Genomic DNA, 21,088 nt, shown 5'->3' with positions numbered 1-21,088 from the left:
TGCCCGAATAATTCTGGTGCTAAAATTCAAAGGTATCTCCGGGTTCAAGGATTACAACAGAATTGGCCTGTTTGCTTTCTACTAAATCCTTGAAGCGCGAGGGGTTCTGTTCGATCAAGGGGAAAGTGTTATAGTGAATCGGCACGGTAACTTTAGCTGCGACGTACTCAGCAGCCACGGCGGCATCATCCGGTCCCATCACGTAGTTGTCCCCGATCGGAAGCAAGGCGAGGTCGATTTTATTTAGGCTTCCAATCAGCTTCATGTCGCTGAACAATCCGGTGTCCCCCGCATGATAAATAAGCTTGTCACCTAACTTTACGAGGAAGCCGCAGGGTGATCCGGTATAAATCGTTCCCTGATCCGTCATGACCGCTGAGCCATGCCAAGCCTGAGTCAGCTTAACCCAGCCAAACGGGAACTGATGGCTGCCCCCGATATGCATCGCATGGGTCTTGGCCCCCTGTGCCTCAAAAAAGCCGGCTAGCTCCGCAGTTCCGATAATAGGGGCATCACATTGTTTGGCAATAGCCAACGCATCTGTCATGTGATCAAAATGCCCGTGGGTTACGAGCACGGCATTGACGTTAACTTGGTTTACTTTGAGCTTAGCCACAGGGTTGCCACTCAGCCACGGATCGATAATAACCCTGAAACCCCCATCTTCGATTGTTATGCACGCATGTCCGTTAAATGTGATTTTAGCCAAGTTTTTGCTCCTTTCTATCCTTACTGTCTGCGCCCTTTGCCTGTGCCCGGCACGGCGGCGCTTAAGGCTTGGGCCTGCAAATCCCGGTTGGCGTACTGGACCCCGGCACCCAGAAATAAATAGAGAATCCCGCTGATGATGAAGGCCCGGTCTGCCCCTACAAAACCTGCCACCGCTCCAAGCAGCATAGCCCCGGCGGCAGTCACCGCCTTGTGCATGAGATAAATCCCCATCACTCTGCCCAGATATTCCCGAGCGGTTGTTAACTGCATCGCAGTCACCACACTGTTGTTATAAATAATCGTGGCTGCACCCAGGGTAAACATCAGAACCAAGGCCAATGACGGGGCAGCCGTTAATCCAAGGAGGATAAATACTATCCCCTGCAGCATTGCCGCCAGAAGGGTGACCACTCCGCCGATGCTAGCCCGGACTGCGGGCCCGTTCATGGCCCCAAGTACAGCTCCGAATCCAAAAGCAGCCATGAGAAAACCAAAGAATTGGGGACCGCCGTGCAAAATATTGTCAACATAGGCAGGGAGCAAATTGATAACAGGCACGATTAGAAGGGCAGACACCATCCCTAAGTAGATAAGCATGCGCAGGCTTTTGTTGCGCCAGATATACAGATATCCCTCCAACAGGCGCTCACGGAATCCACCCTCTTCTGCCTGCTTGCGCCTCCATTTTTGTGCCGGTATGTGCATGCGCCACACAGCCACGAGCACGCCCAAAAAAGTTAAAGAATTAATATACATCAGTCCCTCAACACCGGTGAGGGGAATAAGCATTCCGCCTATCGCAGGCCCCACAATGCGGGCCAAGTTATTCCCCGTACCGTTAAGGGAGATGGCGCTCGCAATATCTTGCCGGGGTACAATTTCCTGCAGCAACGCTTGACGTGTGGTTTGATTAATAATCTGAGTGGTTTCAAGAGTGAAAATGAAGAAAAGAGCTAGCGGAAAACCGATTCTGTCCAGTGACACTGTAACTGCAAAAGCCATTGAAAAAAACAAAGCGATTGACTGCGTACTGCCCAGCAAACGGCGGCGGTTGTATTTATCTACAAACGGGCCGCCAAAAAAACCAAAGGCCAGGCGCGGAATAATCCCGATAAACGCAGCCAGGCCCAGGGCTGTCACTGAGCCTGTGATTTGCCAGACCAGCCAATTCTGGGCCACTTGCTGCATATGGTCACCCAACTGGGAGAAGGTGTTGCCAAACCAAAGCAAACGGTAATTGCGATGCTGAAGAGCTATCCACGGACCCTTTAACCTCAATGTCATCGTCCCCTAAATCAAAAGAAAGTCTCGGCGATAATCCCTTCATAAAGGGGGATGTGCAAAATCATGCCGAAAAAGAAATAGAGCGCTCCCCAGGACACCAGGGAAAAGATAATAGTAAACACGAGTTTCTCCTGTGACCGCACCTTGAGATAAAGGAAAAGGTATATTGGGATTGCCGCTAGAAAACCGACCACAAACAGAAGAACGAGCAACCCGCCCACCCAGAGGAAAGCGTTTAACTCAGAGAATTTGGCCGCAGGCTTGATCTTATCGACTTCAGACACAGTCCCGCTGTCCCCTGCTTCAGTCATATTCGTGTCAGCATCTTTTCTTTCCTGTTCTTTAGCCGTTCCCGAATCCTGCTCACGATCTTCACCGGTTCCGGAGTCTCTCTTCTGAGCTTCAGCCGTCTCTGCGTCTCTGTCCTTCTGATTCTCGTCCTTCTTGCTTTTCTTCTCATCCTTGCCTTTGAGCTCAACCACCAGTCGGCCTACGGTAACGGCTAATCCAGGTATCGAAATTACCAACGGAGCCAGCCGTGCCCGTGAATTGTAACCGATGGCTATCACGATCGCCACAGCGAAGACCAAAATGAAAAGGAAATTAAAAATCACCGCTCCCTTAAATCGCGTCGACATGAACATTTCCTCCCTTCCGGGAAGCCCGCATACGCTTGATGATTGGGTAAACGATTGTGACTATGAGAATGACGAACAACACTAGAGTAATTGGCCGAGTCATAAAGGAAATCCCATACAGATCCCAGGCCATATTCAGATTGACTTCAGCCATACGACCTAAGACCAAACCCATGATTAGCGGTGCCTTCGGGTAGTGATATTTCTTGAGATAATAACCCGTAATCCCGAAAACAAATACGACCAGAATGTCCCCCATGCTATTATGCGTGCCATAAGCTCCTAATACGGCAAACATCAGGATCAAGGGTACAATGATTGAACTGCGCAGATAAGTCAGCCTCGCCATCTGGTTGGCCAACATCAGGCCGAGAGCGGCCCCGACCACATTAGCAATCGCTATCGTCCAGGCCATATTGAATACCAAAGGCAGGTGTTCAGATAAGAGCTTCGGTCCTGGGGCCAACCCGAGAATCAAAAAGGCCCCTAATAATATTGCCATTCCTGAACTTCCGGGTACTCCGAAAACAACAGTGGGAATCAGGGCCCCTCCTTCTTTGGAGTTGTGCGCTGATTCAGGCGCTATCAGACCTTCGATCATCCCGCTACCGAATTTTTCGGGCGTTTTAGACGTTTGGACGGCGTGGCCGTAAGCCAGAAAGCTGGCAGCCTCTCCCCCGAGCCCCGGCACGACCCCAATAATACCCCCAATCGCTGCACAACGCAGATTAAGCCACCAGTGGTGGAACACATCCTTGATGCCTGTCAGCACCCCCCCACTTACTTTAGCACCACCGTGAGTATCGGCGATGGAACCTCCCTGCTGTGCGAGCTCGAGCATCTCACTGACGGCGAAGATTCCGATGACCACTAACACTTGATTGATTCCGTCCCACAAATACAAACTGCCAAAACCATAACGCACAACCCCGGTTGATGGATCCTGCCCAACCATGGACATCAGCAGTCCTAACGCCCCCACAGCTAAACCTTTCGCTACGGAATTGCCACCCAGGAAAGCCAAGGCCGCGACCCCCACCATAACCATCATAAAGAATTCCGGTGGTCCAAAGGCCATAATAATTGGGCGCACGATCGGAATAATAAATACCATTAACAGGGCACCGAATACTCCGCCAAAGGCAGATGCCGCCATGGCAATACCCATGGCCCGCCCGGTCTGACCCTGCTTCACCAGCGGGTAGCCGTCAAAGCATGTGGCCGCATTAGGCCCGGTGCCTGGAGTGTTGAACAGGAGCGCAGAAATAGCTCCGCCCGTATGGACTACGGCGTGTCCGCCCAAGAGCAGAGCAAAGGCGGCGTAGGGATCCATCCCGAAGACAAAGGGGATCATCATGGCCAGCATAAAATTTCCACCCAGACCGGGGATAAAGCCCACGATCATACCAATGGTTGCACCGAGGAGCATAAACCCAACATTGGGCCAGACAAAAACTTGAGCTAACCCTTGCAAGCTTGCCTCAAACAATGTGTATGCCTCCTTCCAGACCCCACTCTGGATCTTGGGCGGGGTCCCTATACTACAGGCATCTGTCTTTCTTCAACCCAGCGTTTATACGTCTTACTAGGAGGGACACGGTCATTCGGGTCTATGAAGACCTCTACGATCGCCGATTTGCCGCTGGCAAGAGCCGCTTGGATCGTGGGCAGCAGATCGCCCACCTGCTCCACGCTCTCCCCCCAGGCACCGAAGTCCCGTGCCACTTGGGCCAGACTGGGATAAGCATGGTCAACCCCAATGAAACGCTTGTCAAAGAGCACTTCCTGCTTATGCTTAATGTTGGAGTAGATATTATTATGAATTACCACGGCCACTGAGGGAATGTTATTCTCGACCGCGGTAAAGATCTCGGACAGAACCATCATCATCGCTCCGTCCCCGCTAATGCTTAGAACCTGCCTTTCCGGATATGCCACCTTAGCACCCAGGGACATACAGTATCCGCTGCCCATGGCTGAGAAATCTCCCGGAATCAGATAGGGTTGGTAGCATTCGAAAGCAAAACGGGTAAAGGAACAAGTACCACCAGCCTCGCTCACCACAATCGCATCGCGTTCTAAGGCCTGACGCACTGCTTTTATAACGTGAGCGCGCCGGATCTTGCCTTCACCCTCGGCCGCAAGCGCTGCCAGTTGGTCCCGCCACGAACCCTTCAGTTCAGCGATTCTGCGCACGCGACCGTGTAAGGACAAATTGGGCGGCACCAGACCCCGATTGTGCAATTCACGGATAATATCCTCCAGGACAGCACGGGCATCCCCCACTATCCCCACATCTACCGGATAACTTTTCCCTATTTCCTCCGGGTCAATATCAATATGAATGATACGGGCTTCCCGTGGCAGAATGTGATACCCATAGCGATCAGTTGTGGTTTCCGAGAAAGTACACCCAATAGCCAGAATCAGGTCCGCCTCTTGGGCATACCTTTGGGCCGGGGGTGAACCCGTATGCCCCAACTGGCCAAGTCCCAGGGGATGATCGTCCGGAATTATTCCTTTATGGGACGGAGTGGCAGCCCCCGGAATGGCCAGAAGTTCCATTAGTTTAAGGAGTACTTCCCGTGCTCCTGACCAAATTACACCCCCGCCCGCCAAGACCAGCGGATTCTTGGCCTTATGCAAGAGATTGGCTGCTTTGATGATAGAGACAGCGTCCCCGCGCGGCCTGGCAGCCGCCCGAAAATCTGTTGGGGATGGAACTGGGACATCGCTCAGCGCCGTCTGCACTTCCCTGGGCACTCCTACGTATACTGGACCCTGACGGCCAGAGGTGACGATCCTAAAGGCCTGCCGCATCTGCTCCGGAATCCGTTCCACCCGATCCAAGCTTACGGCAGCCTTGGTGATCGGTTTGAACACATTGAGCTGGTCAATCTCATGCCAGTTGGAGCGCCCTTTTCCCCGTACAGTCGAGGCTACTTCCCCACAGATAAGAATTACAGGGGAGGACTCCATGAAGGCCTGGGCCACCCCGCTCAGGGCATTGGTGGCCCCCGGTCCCACAGTCACCAGGCAGACCGCAGGCTTTCCTGTCATCCGCGCATAACCATCTGCTGCAAAGGCCGCACCTTGTTCGTGCGCTGTTGGAATAAAGCGCATCCCTGGTGTGCGGGCAATGGCATCCGTAATGTCGATACAGGCGCTGCCGATCACCCCGAAAACATCTTTAATTCCTTCCGCCTGCAGGCATTCGACCAGAATATCTGCCCCTGTGCGTTCTGCCATGTCCTCCAATCCCCTTCCCCAATATGTTACTCATCAACTTTCAAAATTTCTAAATGTGATTACTATTTCGGGCTATCCTTATACTTTAAGATTCAAAAAACTTCAGTCCTTCGAATTGGTAACAGCTTCTTTGACAATGTTGACAATCTCCGGCGGTTGGTTCAAAGCGGTGCTCACTGTCTGAATGACTTCTTCAGCCGTGACATATGTCACCGGTAAATTGGCTTGTTTGGCTTTTTGCAGTAACTCCGGATCAGTGAGCGCTTTTTTCATAGCCTCGCGCAAAACCTCTACCCGTGCAGCGGGAATTCCCGGGGTGGTAGCCAGAGGACGGGCGAGCCACGCCTGCGAATTCATCAGTTCCGTTAACGCTTTCTTGTCCGCAGGGGCTATATCACTAAGCAGAGGTACGTCCGAAAGCTCCAGGATTTTTTCCTTGCCAATAATCACGAGAGCCCGCGCTTCCTTGTTCTCGATCAGGTTGCGCATGCTGTCAAAAGCACCAACCTGGCCTACTACCTCGCCCCGCATCATTGCCAGGTCAGCTTCCTGCCCTGCATAGCCGCTGATCAGCTTGACCTTGAAACCGAAGATATTGGCGAGCATCAACGCATCATTATGAGAAGCACTGCCAACACCGGCCGTGGCCATCTTAATTTCGCCACCCGCTTTTTTTAGATCATCAATGCTCTTATAGGGTGATTTGCTCCCTACGATCAGCACCCGCGATTCTGTGGAGGCATCCCCCAGCCAGGTGAATTTATTGAGGTCGAATTTAATTCCCTCCATACCGGCGATCTGGCTCATGATCAAACCCTTATTAAAAGTACCCAGGGTAAGGCCATCGGGCTTGGCATTGTAGATCTCATTGGCCCCGATAATATGACCCGCTCCCGGCACATTTTTCACAATGACCGTGCTCCCCGGCAAATATTTCTGCAAGTAAGGGGCAATCAGTCGGCCGTAAGAGTCATAGCCACCTCCGGCTTTGGTCGCCACCACAAAAGTAACCGTCTTACCGTTGTAGAAAGCCAATTCATCAGCTTCAGTCGTTTTGCCCCCTGCTGTTGGCTGGCTTTGTTTGCCACAGCCTGCAAGAGTGAGGGCCACAGCCAGGAGACCGAAGAGGATAAGCGAACTTACTTTGCGCAGTTTCCGCCATTTTTGCATCTAAACGCACCTCCTATTTCTCTTCCTTATACTCAGGGGCATTTTCCAACTGGTCAAACCAGTCAAAGCCCATGGCTTTGATGATACGGCTGGTTACGGACACAAAGCGGGCAGGTTTTCCCTCGTCAGCATTAAAATGCTGGTGCGTGGTATAGGGCGGAATATAGACGAAATCCCCTTCTTCCCACTCGACTTTCTGCGGTTCCTGCTGCCAATCCCAAACATAGGCATCCCCACAGTCAAACGCCACATCCCAATGAAGGTCATACCCTTTCCCTTCCAATACATAGAGCACTTCCTCGCTTAAATGCCGGTGCTTGCCCGAACGACCGCCTTCAGCGAGGAACTGTTGGTAAATATCCAGGCAGTATTCCTTGGTATTGAGCTCTTCGTTGACCATGTGCTTGATCCTGCCCTGCGGACTATTCTCCCATGGCATTTTAGCAGCCTTCACAATCGTTTTTTGACTAGCATAAGTTTGGCGGAACTGCGCTGATTTTGCTAAAGAATCCTTGTAAAAACTACTCTTTACCTGCCCGGACAAAGCACGGGCAACTTCCTCACGGTCCATATTCGTTCCCCCTTTTACTCAGAATAAATCCTTAAGCGCCGGGTTAATCCTTGGGTATTGTTCCCTTCAAAATTTCTTAATCCCCAGGCTTGAAATCCTCAAATCCAGGCATAGGATCTTTGGAAGGGTATTCAACCACTTTCTGGTAAATCATGTGTGCAAACAGGAAAAGCGGCTTGGCTTTCATGACCAGGACGCTGGCCGGTTTGTCCGGGTCTGCATTATAATGCCTGTGCACGCACGCGTTCTCGACGATGCACACATCCCCAGCTTCCCAGTCATAGCGCACTTCATCATGCACGTCATAACCCTTGCCATCCAAGATGTAAAAAACTGCACTGTTCATGTGCCCGTGTTTTTGTCCGAAACTGCCCGGGGCATAGACATCCAAATGGGCCTCGATCATTTGGGTAATTTCCACACTCTGGGGGTTAATCACTTTACGTCCGTACAGGCGGGGACCGCCCTTCCACTTCCAATCCTTGCTTTTATACACCCGCGGCTGGCCCAAAAGCTGTTTGTACACTTCCCCGTACACACCTTTCAAGGCCCGCACAAAAGTGCGCTCCTTCTGCCAGCGTTCCCATTTCAATTCCTCGTGAGCTTGTATATTTTCTTTATCTTCCGCCATATTATCCCTCCTTGAGCATTTATCCCGAATATTCTGACATATCCAGGCAAATAACTTGTTTTTATGCTCATTAATTAGGAAAACTAAACTACAATAGATAACGTAAAACTACCTGGCTTTGACCGGGAACAAGGCTGCCGCCCCTGCGATATAGGACAGCGCCATCAAGCCGAAAGCCCCTGCAAAACCAAAACCGTCGATGACTGCCCCCAAGGCGACAGACCATAAAGCCCCCGCTAAATAGCTAATTGTAAAAAATACACTGTAGGCCATATCGCGCATTTCTTTCGTACTCACATCCGCTAGCAGAGCTTGAATCTGCGAGCTTTGGGAATAGACCACCAATCCGAGAAAGCTGATAGTCAGAACCAGATAGCCCATGCTCCTTCCAGCCAGCAGCAATGAGAAAGTGGCGAGAGCCGCTAGCATATAGGTCACAATGGCCATCTTCTTACGTCCGACACTATCGGAGATGCGTCCAACAAGCAGGGGACCGACTACACTCCCAATCATCATTATCGTGAATAAAGTGGCGTAATTGATGCTGTTAAGATGAAGTCCCTGCTGCAAGTACAAGGGCACATACACCATAACGACCCCGATCCCCCTGCCTCCCGCGGCCACCATCGCCGCCAGCACGACCTGGCGCACATTGCGGTCCTGCAGCGAAGAAAGCCATGCCCGACCTGCCCTTCGAATTCGTCCTTCCTTGTCCTTGAGGGGGATACTTGCCCCATCCTTTTGGGGAATACCCCCTCTATCATTCTCTGAGGAAGAGGCGGGTAACGGGCCCTCCGTGATGGCCAGGGAGGAGAGCCCAACAATGAAGGCCACTCCAGCAAAGATGCCTAAGGTCGCCCTCCAACCGAGCATAGCCACTCCGGCTGTGCCCAGGGCCGGCACCAGCAAGGTACCGGCATTGCCCCCGGCAAAATTAATGGCAAAGGCAGTCCCTCTCATTTTCTTGCCGAAGTTCTCAGCCACGAGGGAATTCCCCACCGGATGCTGGGGGCTGTTGCTGATCCGGGCCAGCACATTAAGGAAAAAAAAGGCTGCAAATCCCCCCACTAAAGGCATCAGCGCGATGCTTACAGCAAGCAAGACATTCCCTATAGTTAGAAGAATCCGGCGCCGCACCCTGTGCATCAAGAACGCATATATTCCCTGCAGCAGGCTCATAAACGTGTTCCCTACACCTACCATAAGCCCGAGTTGGGCATAGCCGAAGCCCAACTCCTGCATAAGTGGCGGGTAAACAATAGGCATCAAAGCAGAAAAAGCGTGACTGACTGCGTGGGATAATGAAACCAGCCCGAGGGTGCGGATGCCTTTTTTCACACTTTTACCTGCATGCCGGATAATTTGTCCCCGGTTTTGTAATGTTCCCCTTGTACCGCCAGATCTGCCTCTTCTTCCAGTTCCGCATCCCACTGGCCCAGAGAATACCCGAACCAAGGAGCTTGGGGTTTAACTGAGGGTAAACCGAGTTCTTCCCAAATTTCTTTCGCCCGTTCCATGTACTCTTGCTTGGGCAAAGACACCGGGGGGAAAGGTTCTTTCAGGATGGCGTTAATCAACAGGGAAGATTCATTGGCCGGGTCTGCATGGATCGCCACATCCTTGCTGTCGCTGGCACCGCTAAACGGGGGCGCATGCCCTTTTACCATGCCGCGTACGATATCGACATCCTGATGGGGCTTCATGCGGTAACTCATCGCCCACATGACAGAGTCCATATTCTCCGGATCAATGTCCTCATCCACGGCGATGACAATCTTGCCGACCCCCTGATTGTAAACGGCGGCCGCATGAAGTGCGCGCCAGACATCGACCTCCTTTGGTTTTTTCATCTGAATGACGACCAGCTTACGCAGATTCGTCAAAGGTTCGTGCATGGCCACGCGCACCACGCTCTTGATGCTGAGAGAATTTTTGAGATGATCCAGGAACAAGGGCTCATACCCAACTTTCTTGATCACACTGCTCTCACTGGGGGTGACCTGGCTGATAAAGGAAACCCAGGTTGGTTTGGTGCGGTGGGTGATACAAGTAATTTCCATGAACGGATTGAGCTGACGCGGGTGCATGTAGCCGTGGGATTCCCCGAACGGACCTTCCGGCTCCATGACATCTGTTCTGATCTTGCCCTCGAATACGATTTCCGCTTCAGCGGGGACGACCAAATCCACGGTCTTGCACTTCACGACTTCCAGAGATTCTCCGGCCAGACCGCCGGCTACGGCCAGTTCATCCAGCCCGTACGGGACTTTCTGCACTGCCGCATAGGAGACAACAGGGGGAGCACCTACGACCAAAGCCGCTTCCAGCGGAATGCCCCTATCCTTGCACTTCTGCCAGTGCACAAAGATATCCTGGCCTAAGCCACAGGGGAACACTCCAATTTTATTGCGCCCTTTAATATGACCGCGGTAGTTACCCATATTCTGGATGCCTGTATCCGGGTCCTTCGTAATCCAGTGCGTACAGGTCGTATAGGGAGCATTGTCAAAGCCGGGCGTCGAAATCGGCACCGGGAACATATCGAATCCGCCGCCTTCCCGGGTCAGATCCCCACCCATAAAGACTACATCCTGAACCGCCCCTTCCTCCACTAACGTGGGAGCAATGGGTGCACTCATGGCGCGTTTCCAGACAGCGCCGACTTCGTCCAGGCTGCACTGCATTCCGGCAGCATAAATATCCCTATTTCCGGCCAAAGCAGCAACTGTTACCGGAATCGAGTATTTTTGGCCTTTAACATCAATCACATTTTCAAAAAAGAAGGCTTTGCGCTCCGGCTCGGGAATCCCGCCCCGGTATTGCCAGCGCACCAAGGGGTGAAGTTCTGTCTCTTTAACAATTTCTCGTTTGACTCTGATCAGCAGACCCTTTTCCTCCAAATACCGGAGGTGCTCCGACAAGTTGTGGTAACGACGCATGTGTTTGCAGACCACCTTTCTCTCGCTTAATGTACGCCTCAATAATTAATGGATAAGGTTTTAAGTTTACTCTGGTTTGAAATTCTCAAAACCGGGCAACGGTTCCTGATCGGGATATTCCACTATCTTCTGATAAATCATGTGGGCAAACAGGAACAACGGTTTGGCCTTCATGACCAGGACGCGGGCCGGACGGGCCGGGTCTGAATTATGATGACGATGCACACACCCGTTGGCAACAATGCAGACATCCCCCGCTTCCCAGTTATGGCGCACATTGTCATGCACATCATACCCTTTGCCCTCCAGAATATAGAAGACTGCACTGTTCATGTGACCGTGTTTCTGGCTCGCACTGCTGGGTGCATACACATCAATATGGGTCTCGATCATCTGCGTGACTTCCGCACTCTCCGGATTAATGATCTTTTTCCCAAATACCCGGGCACCCCCTTTGAAGGGGAAATCACTACTCTTATAAACCCTGGGCTCAGCAAGGAGTTTCTTGTACACCTCTCCATAAACTCCTTTAAGCCCGCGCACAAACAGGCGCTGTTTCTGCCATCTCTCCCAGCTTAGATCATGTTCATGGCCGTGCTCGTGATCATGTTCATGGCTATTCCCATGCAGTGCAGACTCCTGTACAATTTCTCGGCGATCATTGCTATGATTGTCAGACATGTCGGTACCTCCTTTCATCTGCAACTAATCAGCTTATCAGGCTCATCTATGCGACTTGATCCGACCTGCTCCTGCCGGAGGCTATAAGAACAGCCCAAGCAGCAGTCCGGTGGCAAACTCAATCTTCAATAAGTAAACAAATAAGGCGTACATGAACACCCAAGCCCCCAGGGAAATCCCGACGGACAACTTCCAAGGTTCTCTGGAACGTACCCGCAAGACCAAAAAGATATAGAGCGGGATCGTCCAGATAAATCCGATCAGCCAGACCATCGCCAACAAGAGTAGAATCCAGGCAACTGCCATCAGTTCTTTGCGCCAGCGCGGGCCGCTTTCAGCAGTAGGGGTTTGACTATGATGAGCAATATCTTCGGCCTGGGCCTTTAATTCAGCGATCAGATCCGTTTCCGCCTTAATTCCTACATGGGCCATAACCGGTTCAGATGTTGGTGTTCCAGCTTCTTGCCCACTATCCTCAGGAGTGCCTGTCATGGATGAAGTAGTGCCTATTTCTGCCGCAGTTTTCACCGTGCGCCCTTTCTGCCATGCAATCAATCCCACGACGAGCCGCCACAGGGCAATTGTGAAAGTGGGTGTGGCAATCATGAGCGGCACAAACCGAGCTTTGGGGTTGTAAGTAAATGAAAGAAAGAAAAACATGCCGGTCAGAAGAGTCATAAAGAAATCGAAGACGAGGGCGCGCACTTTCTTCTCGTCCATACTTTTACACCCCCAGTGCGCGGCTTTGTTGCCGTTTTTTCTTGATCCAGGGATAAATGAGAGAAAAGATTATGATTAAGAGGATTACCAAAGTAATCGGCCTGGTGATAAAATCCCACCCGTAAAGCCGCACGGATAAGTTAAGGTTCTGCTCCGTGATTTTGCCGAGAACCAGCCCGATAATGAGAGCTGGTCGTGAATACCCTTGGCGGTCCATCTCGTAGCCAAGGAACCCCATGAAGATACTGAGCACCAGACTCTCAAAAGCGCTGGTGATTCCGTAGCTTCCAAGCATGGCCAAGACCAAGACCAACGGAACAAGAATGGATACGCGCAGCCTGGTGATCAGGGCCATTTTATCAGCTAATAAAGCTGCCAACGTAGAAGCAATAATATTTGCTACAATGATAGTCCACACCATGCTAAAAAGAAGGTCTTTATTGGAGTGCAACATTTCCGGACCAGGGTGTATCCCTACGATGTAAAAAGCCGCGAGCAAAATCGCCATGGCCCCACTACCTGGAATCCCGAAAGCTAGGGTAGGAATTAAGGCTCCACCCTCTTTAGCATGAATGGCACTCAAAGGAGCGATTACCCCTTCCACTGCGCCCTTGCCAAACTTCTCCGGATTCTTCGAAGTTTGAACAGCATGCCCATACCCCACAAAAGTGGCGACATCCCCGCCCAGTCCGGGAATAAACCCTATCACAGTCCCGATGATACTGCATCTTACGACCAGCCACCAGTGGCGAAAAGCGTCCCCAACTCCCTGCAGCATACCGCTGCCAAGGTCGGCGCTGGGCGCATTCGCAATTTTCCCCCCATCGACCATCATACGAATGACCTGGGCTATCCCGAACAAACCGATCACTGCTGTGGCCAAGTGAATTCCGTCATACAGATAGAGTTGACCGAAACTAAAGCGCACAGCCCCGGTGATCGGGTCAAATCCAACCAGGGATAACATAAGTCCGACTCCACCGGATATCAGAGCTTTGGAAACAGAACCATGTCCCACGGTAGCAATAAACACAATTCCTAAAATAGCCAGCATGAAAAACTCGGGCGGTCCAAAGGCCAAGACCAACTTATCCCCGATTGGCAGGAACAAAGCCAGGAAAATTGCCCCCACAATCCCGCCAATGGCTGAAGAGGCCATGCCTGCACCCAAGGCCCGGCTAGCCTGACCCTGCTGGGTCATTGGAAAACCATCGAGCAGAACTGCTGCCTCGGGGCCGGACTGAGGGATGTTAAGCAAAATAGTGGTGATCGCACCGGTCGTGGCCACAACGGCATGGGAGCCCAAGAGGAAGGCAAAGGCCTGAGCAGGGGGCATGCCGTAAATGAAGGGGATCATCAGGGCCAAGGTAAACAGACCACCCAAACCTGGAAACAGGCCTAAAAACATCCCGCTGACAATTCCAATCAACATATAGAGAACAGTAGGCCAGGCGAACACCAGCAGGAGCCCGTTCAAGACATCAGACATATTTTACATCCCCTTCTGTGTTTCTGTCGGAGCGCCCCGTCAGAGACGCTCCGGATCAGAAGCATACTAGCCTGCGAGCGCCTTAGTCATTAACTCCTTTAAGTCTTCAGGCATTTGCAAGGATTTCTTCATAAGTTCTCCAATCTCGGGACCGGAAAGAGGACTAATGTCTAACTTGGATTGTTCCGCTTTGCCCAGGAGTTCCGGATCGGCCAGAGCTTTGGCAAATGCTTCCCGCAACACTTCAGCCCGTTCTTCCGGAATCCCGGGCGGTGCCGCGAGGTCACGGCCCAGTTCGAGTAAAGTAACGAAGTTTGCCGCCAGCTCTTTATCCTTACCTGAAGAGATTTCCGTAGCTAATGGCACATCCGGGAAAGCAGGATCACGCTTGGTGCCGTAAAGAAGCACCGGTACCGCTTTCTTTTGCTCGATTAGCGGCATTCTGCTGCTCACACTGCCTGAGCTTCCTAAGACCTCCCCGCGCATCATTGAGACGTCATATTCCGCAGCCGTATTATATCCTGACACGATATCCATTTGCGGCAGGAAAAGCTTTTTCGTGATTTCCAAGGTTACATATTCGGAACTTCCCACCCCATTCGTGGCGAATTTGAGCGTCTCTTTTTCATTCTTAAGATCGTCGATCGTTTTGTATTTGGTTCTGGCATCTATAATCATTACTTTAGGTTCGTTGTTTAAGCGCGCCAGCCAGGTGAATTTGTTTAAGTCGAATTTCACTCCCGCCTGTTTAGCCGCCTGGTCAGCAATCATGCCCACACCGTTCATAATGCCGATCGTCAAACCGTCAACCTTTGCCAGGTATAACTCGTTCATCCCCGTCAGGCCGCCTCCCCCGGGAACATTGCGCACAACCACGGTCAGCCCGGGAATATATTTTTGGATATATGGAGCCAGGAGACGCGCGTATAGGTCATACCCTCCCCCAGCGTTATATGGGACAATGAAGTTAAGGTTTTTGTCTTTGTAAAAGGCCAGGGCATCTTCTTTCGTTCCCTTCTTTTCCTGGGTATTGGAGGATTTCTGTGAGGTTTGGCAACCGGCCACACTCAACCCCAGCGTTCCTACCAATAAAATTGATACCAGCATCCGCCAAAATTTACGCAAGGACGTCAACCTCCCTAAACGATTAAATTCCGATTCCTAAATATCTCCTTATTCAAATAAGGAATCTTCCCATTTCTGAAGGGTTTTCTCTCTCAATTCCGGACTGGATTCCACCACCGGCGGGAATTTGTCTTTCCAATCGTACGGGCGGCAGGCATCGATGATTGCCCGCGAGTTAAAGCCTTTGCTCCCTACCGGGATTCTCGGGTCAAGCGGGCCACTCCAGCACTTGCGGATAATCTCAATCGATTCCGTAGGCTCAGAGCGCGAGGCAATCGCCCACAGCACATCGAAGGTGTTGGAGGGGTCAATGTCTTCGTCAACCACGACCACGTACCGTCCCAGATAGTTTCCGGCATGGCTCCCGGCTGCTACCAGTCCGGCCTGGCGTGAATGCCCGGGGTAAGCTTGTTTAATGGAAACGGTGTTGAACATGCGGCCCCCACCGGCCTCATGGCACCATACCCCTTGCACATTGGGAACCCCGATTTTCTCAAGTTCATCCCAAATCAAAGCCGATTTGACCACACATTTGCTATAGGAATAATCTGACGGCGGACGTCCTGGACGGGCGCAGCAGAGGATGGGGTTATTGCGGTAATAGACATTTTTCACCCGGATCACCGGCTCAGGCCGCCCGGCACTGGCATAATACCCGGTCCACTCCCCGAAAGGACCTTCCCCCAAGTTGTCACCTGGGATAGCTTCCCCTTCAATCACAATTTCAGCGTTGGCGGGAATCGGCAGCCCGGTGTATTCCCCTAACACCACGTCAATTGGCTCTCCCTTGAAGCCGCCGGCGTAATCATATTCTGATAAACCATAGGGGATCTCGTTGCCGGAAGCCAGGAACAGGAGCGGATCAGCACCAACACATACTACCACCGGGCAAGGCTGACCGCGGTCGAAATATTTCTGCCGGTGCAGCATCCCATGTTTGCCGGGGGATACATAGAAAGCCATGGATTTCTCATCATGCACCATTCCGCGATACGCACCGAAATTAACCCATCCCTCATCCGGGTCCTTAGTAATGACCAGACATGCGGTGCCAATGTACCTGCCTCCGTCCAGTTCGTGCATCAAAGGCACAGGGAATTTGAAAAGATTCACGTCATCGCCACGATCAACATTTTCCAGAACAGGCCCATCTTGCACAACCCGAGGTGGAATCGGTTTTAAGTCCTTTAACTTATCGCGATAAGCCCTCACGACATCCAGATCACTCTTGGCCTCGGGCAAGCCAAGCGTTAAGGCCATGCGCTTGGGTGAGGTGGTTAAGCCAAAGAGAGTGCGGAAGCCTTCCGCATATCCGGGCACCTTGTCAAACAATACCGCGGGCGGCACCGCAGACTTGCCCTCTTTGTAGATAATCTCCGTAATCGCCCCCATCTCCAAGTCCCAGCTGGCCCCATCAATCTTTTTTAGTTCCCCCTTTTCTTCCACTAAATTCAACCACTCACGTAAGTCCTTATAGGCCATTTTCATCCTCCTTCACATGAAGCAAACCACCAAACATCATTCCCATCTTGTTACACCGATTATATCCTTAACTGAATCTTCTAACTATTAAAGATCTTGCTTAAATAATTGAACAAATTTTTACTAAAACTCAACTTATTTAAGCAGTCCCTTCTCCTTGTAATATTTCTCTGCGCCAGGGTGAAGAGGGATGCTGGTCTTAGCAATGCTTTCAGGGGTGTCTTTGGACATTTGGCTTGGAACCACCGTCTTTAAGTAATCAAGTTGTTCCACTAACCCTTTGGTCACAGCATAGGCCACATTATCGGGCAAATTCTTGCCGGCAACCAAAGTCACAGGCACCTCGAAAGTTGATAAATCCGCCCTTTGGAAATTATAGGTATTCGCCTTGATGGTCACGGGGAGGACTGGAAACTTACTGATAATATTCTTGATTGCAACCGCGTCAGGCTGAACCATTATCATCTTGGTCGTAGTAGCAGCTTCGGCCAGCTTGGCTTCCGGCGCAATTTCCATCCCGATCCGGGCATCCGCACGGCCATTCTTCATAAGATCAAGGGCTGCACTGCTGGAAAGGTAAAGAATTTTACCGCCGTTTTTCTCAATATCCGCGTACGTAATGCCATGTTCTTGCAAGAGAGCCTTAGACAATGTCTCCTGGGTGCTGTCTTTGGTGTTGACGCACAAGATTACCGGCCTGTTCTTCATGTCAGCATAAGTTTTGATCCCGGATTTCTCCGTGGCTATGGTCTGGTAGATCAGAGGGCCAAAGGTTCCGATCGCTCGCAAATCCGGCAGTTTTTGCTTGTAGGGAGGATTTCCTTCATAGGCCGCCTTGGCCATGACACTGAACACAAACCCAAGCTCAGTCTGGCCGGTGGCTACAGTAATCGCATTGGCACCGTCTTGACCGGGTTGGTAGCCAAAAGATGATCCGGGGGCTACCTGGCGTATGGCTTCTCCGATTGCCTCCCCAATCGCGGACCAACTTCCACCCACTGAGCCCCCGGCCAAGGTCACCTTGACCGGACTGATTTTATCTGCCCCTGCTAACTGCTGTTGGGCCGAACCCGTGTTTCCCGACGTGGACGTGGGAGTTGTGGTGCTGCCGCTGCCACATCCGCTTAACCATAATAAGTTGATAACGAGGGCTGCCGCCATCCAGGCATACTTTTTCTTCATTAATCAAGCCTCCTCATAAATTGGGTCTTTCATCCATTTATTTGTTTTTTTGGTGTCACTTCTTTTACCTCTTTCTCTCACTTCCTTCTAACTCACAAAATGCCTTTCCTCTCACCCTCCGAGCTTAAGCTTTGATGAGCTTACATTCGCATATTGTCTAAAAAAGCTTACCACGAGCACTCCTAAACCAATGCCATCTGTGAATAAGCCGGGGTACATGAGTAACAGTGCTCCTCCTATCGCCAAAACCCGCTCCCAGGTCAGCATTTCTCTCCTCAACCAACCTTCGATGGCTGCAGACAAGGCTACTACTCCCAAAGTCCCGGTGATCAGGGCTAAAATAACTTCACTGGGTGTCCCCTGAAGAATCAAGGCCGGTTGAAACATGAAAATAAACGGGACGATATAGGCTACGATTCCGAGTCTACAGGCTTGCCACCCAATAGCCCACGGATCTGCTTTCGCGATTCCTGCTGCTGCATAAGCTGCCACGGCCACCGGCGGGGTAATGGCTGACAATGACGCGTAATAAACCACAAACATATGAGAGAGCTTAATTGAAAAGCCAAGTTTTATAAATACCGGAGCAACCAACACCGCACCCAAAATATAAACCGGTGCCAGAGGCATACCCATTCCTAAAATAGTTAATACCACTGCTCCCACAAGAAGAGCCAAGGGCACAAAACCACCAGAGAGAGTGTCGATTAACACCATAAACTTACTGGCCAACCCTGTAACCATTATGCTGCCAACCACAAGCCCGGCAGCGGCAGTAACTGCCGCCAGTGGGGCCACCCCATAGCTGCTGTTGATCACAGTCATGAGGATTTTGTGTGGTCCCATCCGCGTTTGCTTCCTCGTCCAGCTCACCACAACCGTGCTCAAGATGGCGATAATTCCTGCATAAACCGGGGTAAACCCTCTAAACAGCATAATTACAAGAATTACCAGGGGAAGCAGGTAATAACTTTGCTTCAGCACCTCTTTCAAGGCGACTGTTTCGATGCTGGTGTCTGTGAGTGGATTCGTGCGCAAAGTGTGAAAATGCACCTGCAAGATAATTCCCAAATAATAGAAAACTGCAGGAATGATAGCGGCAATTGCAATTTCGGCATACGGAATCCCGGTAAGTTCGGCCATCAGGAAAGCTGCCGCCCCCATCACCGGGGGGACAATCGCCCCGCCGGTGGCTGCTACTGCTGTCACTGCCCCGGCATAAACAGAGTCATATCCTGCACGTTTCATGTTGGGAATAGCAAAGGAGCCGACTGTGACCGTATCTGAGGTGGGGCTGCCGGAGATCATACCGTACAAGCCGCAGGCTATCGCTGTCACTTTGGCCTGTCCTCCTACTGTCTTCCCAGCCGCAGCGTTGGCTAAGTTGAAAAAAAATTCCCCTCCCCCGGAGGCGTCCAGGAATATGCCAAAGGTTACAAACACAAAAATATAGGTTGCAGCCGTTTGCAAAGGTGAGCCCATGACCCCGTTGAGAGTGTAAGACATTTGGTCTACAAAGCCGGGTAATGAAATTTTTGTATGGGAAAAAGCACCCGGCAATAAATGGCCGAATACCGCGTACATCACCGCCACCAGCACTACGGTTGTAAGCCCCGTGCCAAACGTACGGCGGCAGCTTTCGAAGGAAACTACGATAATGACTGCGCCAAAGAACAAATCCGCAACCGAGAGCGGACTGGCCATCGGCCAGCGTGTGAGAAAATAATCGCTGTGGCTTACAACATAGACCCCGGCAGCAATGGATAAGAGCATAAGTATGATGTCAGGAACGGATGGCCTTTCTTTGCTCGTAGGTCGGGCTCCGTGCAGAATATACACGATTGGGAGCATCAAGCTTAAAAACACGATCCCTAGAATGTAGGGATTCAGTCTCAACATGGTTAAAGAAACGAACTCAAATCCTGCTGTCATAAGTGCGAGGGCAGCGGCAGCGTAACGCCAGAATCCATCGGGTTTCCGGTGTCTTCCTGCCTGCAATAGACCAAAGGCTGCCTTAATCCAGCGCATTTAACAGTCCCCCTTTTTACTTCAATGCTTCTATAACGGAATTAGCCGAAGCAATCTCTAAGGATGAACAGATTCTGTAAACCACTCACGGGGTAGGTTGCTCCCCTTGCCGTGGGCCTCCGCTTGCGCGAGAATCAGAGATCCGACAGCGGCAAACTGTAAACCCAGGCCATCATTGTTATAAAAGCACGTAACTTCGTCCGCTTTTTTCCTTCCTCCTGCCCGTCCGGAGATTAAGTCCGCCAAGTCCGGGAACCTCTCTATCCGGTACTTCTCCTCCTTCCACCAGCCGTGGTTTTTGATGACACTGGGAGTACCGGGCATGACATTATCCGGCTGACTCTTATCCTTGACATGAACCACGAGCCGGTCACAGCGGTCAATCACCGCTCCGTCTATCTCCTGCGGTTTGATACACCCGATATGCACCCCTCGCTTAAGCCACTCCGGCTTAAGCACCGGCACCATGGAAGAGGTGGCCGCCAGAATGATATCTGCATCCTGCACACATTCCTCGGGGGTGTCTACTGACTGAATGCGGATACTATACTTGCCAGTTGCTTCCCGGGCAAAACTCTCCCTGCTCTCCTGCCTCAGGCTAAAGACCTTTACTTCCTCGATCGGGCGTACAGCCAGTGCCGCCATTAGATGAGAACCGGCCTGCCAGCCTGCGCCTAGCAAAGCCAGCTTGCGGGCATCCGGGCGCGCCATATATTTAACACCCAGACCGCTGCTTCCGCCCACCCTCATGCGCTGGGCTACCCCGTCCGGGAATATCGAAAGTAATTCCCCCGTCTCGGTGCTAAATAATAGGACAAGCCCGACCCAACGGCCCCCCGCCAAAGGCAGCTTCACGCGGCAGGGGATTCCTTCAATCAAGGGGTGGCTGATGATATCAGATTTAATGCGCAAAGCCTGAATCCCGCGCCTCGGCCAGGTCCCGCCTGTATGTTTGAAAGCGTAGTACGCATCCTCCCGACCGCAGGGGGTGAGATTGTCGCGCCCGGGTGAGTATAAGGCCCTCCCCGCCGCTAAATCTTGGTAAGCCTGTTCGAGCACGGCGATGCACTCAGGCATATTTAGTAATTCGCTGATCTCTTCGTTACTGAGTACGAGCATTTATGTTCTCCTCCTTGTCCCGCCCCTCTGCATTGTGTTTCTTGAACCTAAGCCCCACGGCTAAACATC

At 51.6% G+C, this 21,088-nt stretch carries 18 protein-coding genes; all 18 read right to left on the bottom strand.

Features of this window, described 5'->3' with window-relative positions; genetic code table 11:
- Positions 1 to 19 precede the first annotated feature (19 nt).
- The 18 genes from ACYQ2N_RS17550 to ACYQ2N_RS17465 all read right to left on the bottom strand — a co-directional run bounded on the left by ACYQ2N_RS17550 (position 20) and on the right by ACYQ2N_RS17465 (position 21,019).
- Complete coding sequence (locus tag ACYQ2N_RS17550; RefSeq protein ID WP_460000717.1) at positions 20 to 709, bottom strand: metal-dependent hydrolase; 690 nt, start codon at positions 707 to 709, stop codon at positions 20 to 22.
- A 20-nt stretch (positions 710 to 729) separates the two neighbouring features.
- Positions 730 to 1,989 carry an MFS transporter gene (locus tag ACYQ2N_RS17545; RefSeq protein ID WP_460000716.1) on the bottom strand — a complete coding sequence of 420 codons (1,260 nt, stop codon included), beginning with the start codon at positions 1,987 to 1,989 and terminating at the stop codon, positions 730 to 732.
- 17 nt (positions 1,990 to 2,006) lie between these two features.
- The gene (locus tag ACYQ2N_RS17540) at positions 2,007 to 2,633 is read right to left on the bottom strand and encodes a hypothetical protein (RefSeq protein WP_460000715.1); all 627 of its coding nucleotides are present in this window, start codon (positions 2,631 to 2,633) and stop codon (positions 2,007 to 2,009) included.
- A complete protein-coding gene (locus ACYQ2N_RS17535) occupies positions 2,617 to 4,122 on the bottom strand; it encodes a tripartite tricarboxylate transporter permease (protein WP_460000714.1) in 1,506 nt (501 codons plus the stop codon). Before ACYQ2N_RS17535 ends, ACYQ2N_RS17540 begins: the two co-directional genes overlap by 17 nt.
- A 47-nt stretch (positions 4,123 to 4,169) precedes the next feature.
- Positions 4,170 to 5,882, bottom strand: coding sequence for a thiamine pyrophosphate-binding protein (locus ACYQ2N_RS17530; protein ID WP_460000713.1), 1,713 nt, complete (start codon positions 5,880 to 5,882; stop codon positions 4,170 to 4,172).
- A gap of 102 nt (positions 5,883 to 5,984) precedes the next feature.
- A complete protein-coding gene (locus tag ACYQ2N_RS17525) occupies positions 5,985 to 7,052 on the bottom strand; it encodes a Bug family tripartite tricarboxylate transporter substrate binding protein (protein WP_460000712.1) in 1,068 nt (355 codons plus the stop codon).
- Positions 7,053 to 7,065: 13 nt separating this feature from the next.
- Positions 7,066 to 7,623, bottom strand: a complete 558-nt coding sequence (locus ACYQ2N_RS17520; RefSeq protein WP_460000711.1) for a cupin domain-containing protein — start codon at positions 7,621 to 7,623, stop codon at positions 7,066 to 7,068.
- 76 nt (positions 7,624 to 7,699) lie between these two features.
- On the bottom strand, positions 7,700 to 8,254 hold the full coding sequence (locus tag ACYQ2N_RS17515) for a cupin domain-containing protein (protein ID WP_460000710.1): 555 nt from the start codon (positions 8,252 to 8,254) through the stop codon (positions 7,700 to 7,702).
- A 108-nt stretch (positions 8,255 to 8,362) separates the two neighbouring features.
- Positions 8,363 to 9,592, bottom strand: a complete 1,230-nt coding sequence (locus ACYQ2N_RS17510) for an MFS transporter (RefSeq protein WP_460000709.1) — start codon at positions 9,590 to 9,592, stop codon at positions 8,363 to 8,365.
- Positions 9,589 to 11,193 (bottom strand): UbiD family decarboxylase, encoded by a 1,605-nt coding sequence (locus ACYQ2N_RS17505; RefSeq protein WP_460000708.1) that lies wholly within the window; start codon positions 11,191 to 11,193, stop codon positions 9,589 to 9,591. The genes ACYQ2N_RS17510 and ACYQ2N_RS17505 overlap by 4 nt, the downstream gene beginning before the upstream one ends.
- A 66-nt stretch (positions 11,194 to 11,259) precedes the next feature.
- Positions 11,260 to 11,874, bottom strand: a complete 615-nt coding sequence (locus tag ACYQ2N_RS17500) for a cupin domain-containing protein (RefSeq protein WP_460000707.1) — start codon at positions 11,872 to 11,874, stop codon at positions 11,260 to 11,262.
- Between the two features lie 81 nt (positions 11,875 to 11,955).
- Entirely contained in the window at positions 11,956 to 12,594 is a 639-nt protein-coding gene (locus tag ACYQ2N_RS17495; protein ID WP_460000706.1) for a tripartite tricarboxylate transporter TctB family protein, read from the bottom strand.
- Positions 12,595 to 12,598: 4 nt separating this feature from the next.
- Positions 12,599 to 14,083, bottom strand: a complete 1,485-nt coding sequence (locus ACYQ2N_RS17490) for a tripartite tricarboxylate transporter permease (RefSeq protein ID WP_460000705.1) — start codon at positions 14,081 to 14,083, stop codon at positions 12,599 to 12,601.
- A 66-nt stretch (positions 14,084 to 14,149) separates the two neighbouring features.
- The gene (locus ACYQ2N_RS17485; protein WP_460000704.1) at positions 14,150 to 15,208 is read right to left on the bottom strand and encodes a Bug family tripartite tricarboxylate transporter substrate binding protein; all 1,059 of its coding nucleotides are present in this window, start codon (positions 15,206 to 15,208) and stop codon (positions 14,150 to 14,152) included.
- Positions 15,209 to 15,256: 48 nt separating this feature from the next.
- The gene (locus tag ACYQ2N_RS17480) at positions 15,257 to 16,690 is read right to left on the bottom strand and encodes a UbiD family decarboxylase (RefSeq protein WP_460000703.1); all 1,434 of its coding nucleotides are present in this window, start codon (positions 16,688 to 16,690) and stop codon (positions 15,257 to 15,259) included.
- A gap of 135 nt (positions 16,691 to 16,825) precedes the next feature.
- On the bottom strand, positions 16,826 to 17,872 hold the full coding sequence (locus ACYQ2N_RS17475; protein ID WP_460000702.1) for a TAXI family TRAP transporter solute-binding subunit: 1,047 nt from the start codon (positions 17,870 to 17,872) through the stop codon (positions 16,826 to 16,828).
- A 111-nt stretch (positions 17,873 to 17,983) separates the two neighbouring features.
- Positions 17,984 to 19,900 (bottom strand): TRAP transporter permease, encoded by a 1,917-nt coding sequence (locus tag ACYQ2N_RS17470; protein ID WP_460000701.1) that lies wholly within the window; start codon positions 19,898 to 19,900, stop codon positions 17,984 to 17,986.
- A gap of 57 nt (positions 19,901 to 19,957) precedes the next feature.
- Positions 19,958 to 21,019, bottom strand: a complete 1,062-nt coding sequence (locus tag ACYQ2N_RS17465) for an ornithine cyclodeaminase family protein (protein WP_460000700.1) — start codon at positions 21,017 to 21,019, stop codon at positions 19,958 to 19,960.
- Between the last annotated feature and the right edge of the window lie 69 nt (positions 21,020 to 21,088).

The organism is Paradesulfitobacterium aromaticivorans (assembly GCF_054657415.1).
This window is presented reverse-complemented; position numbering and strand designations above follow the sequence as displayed.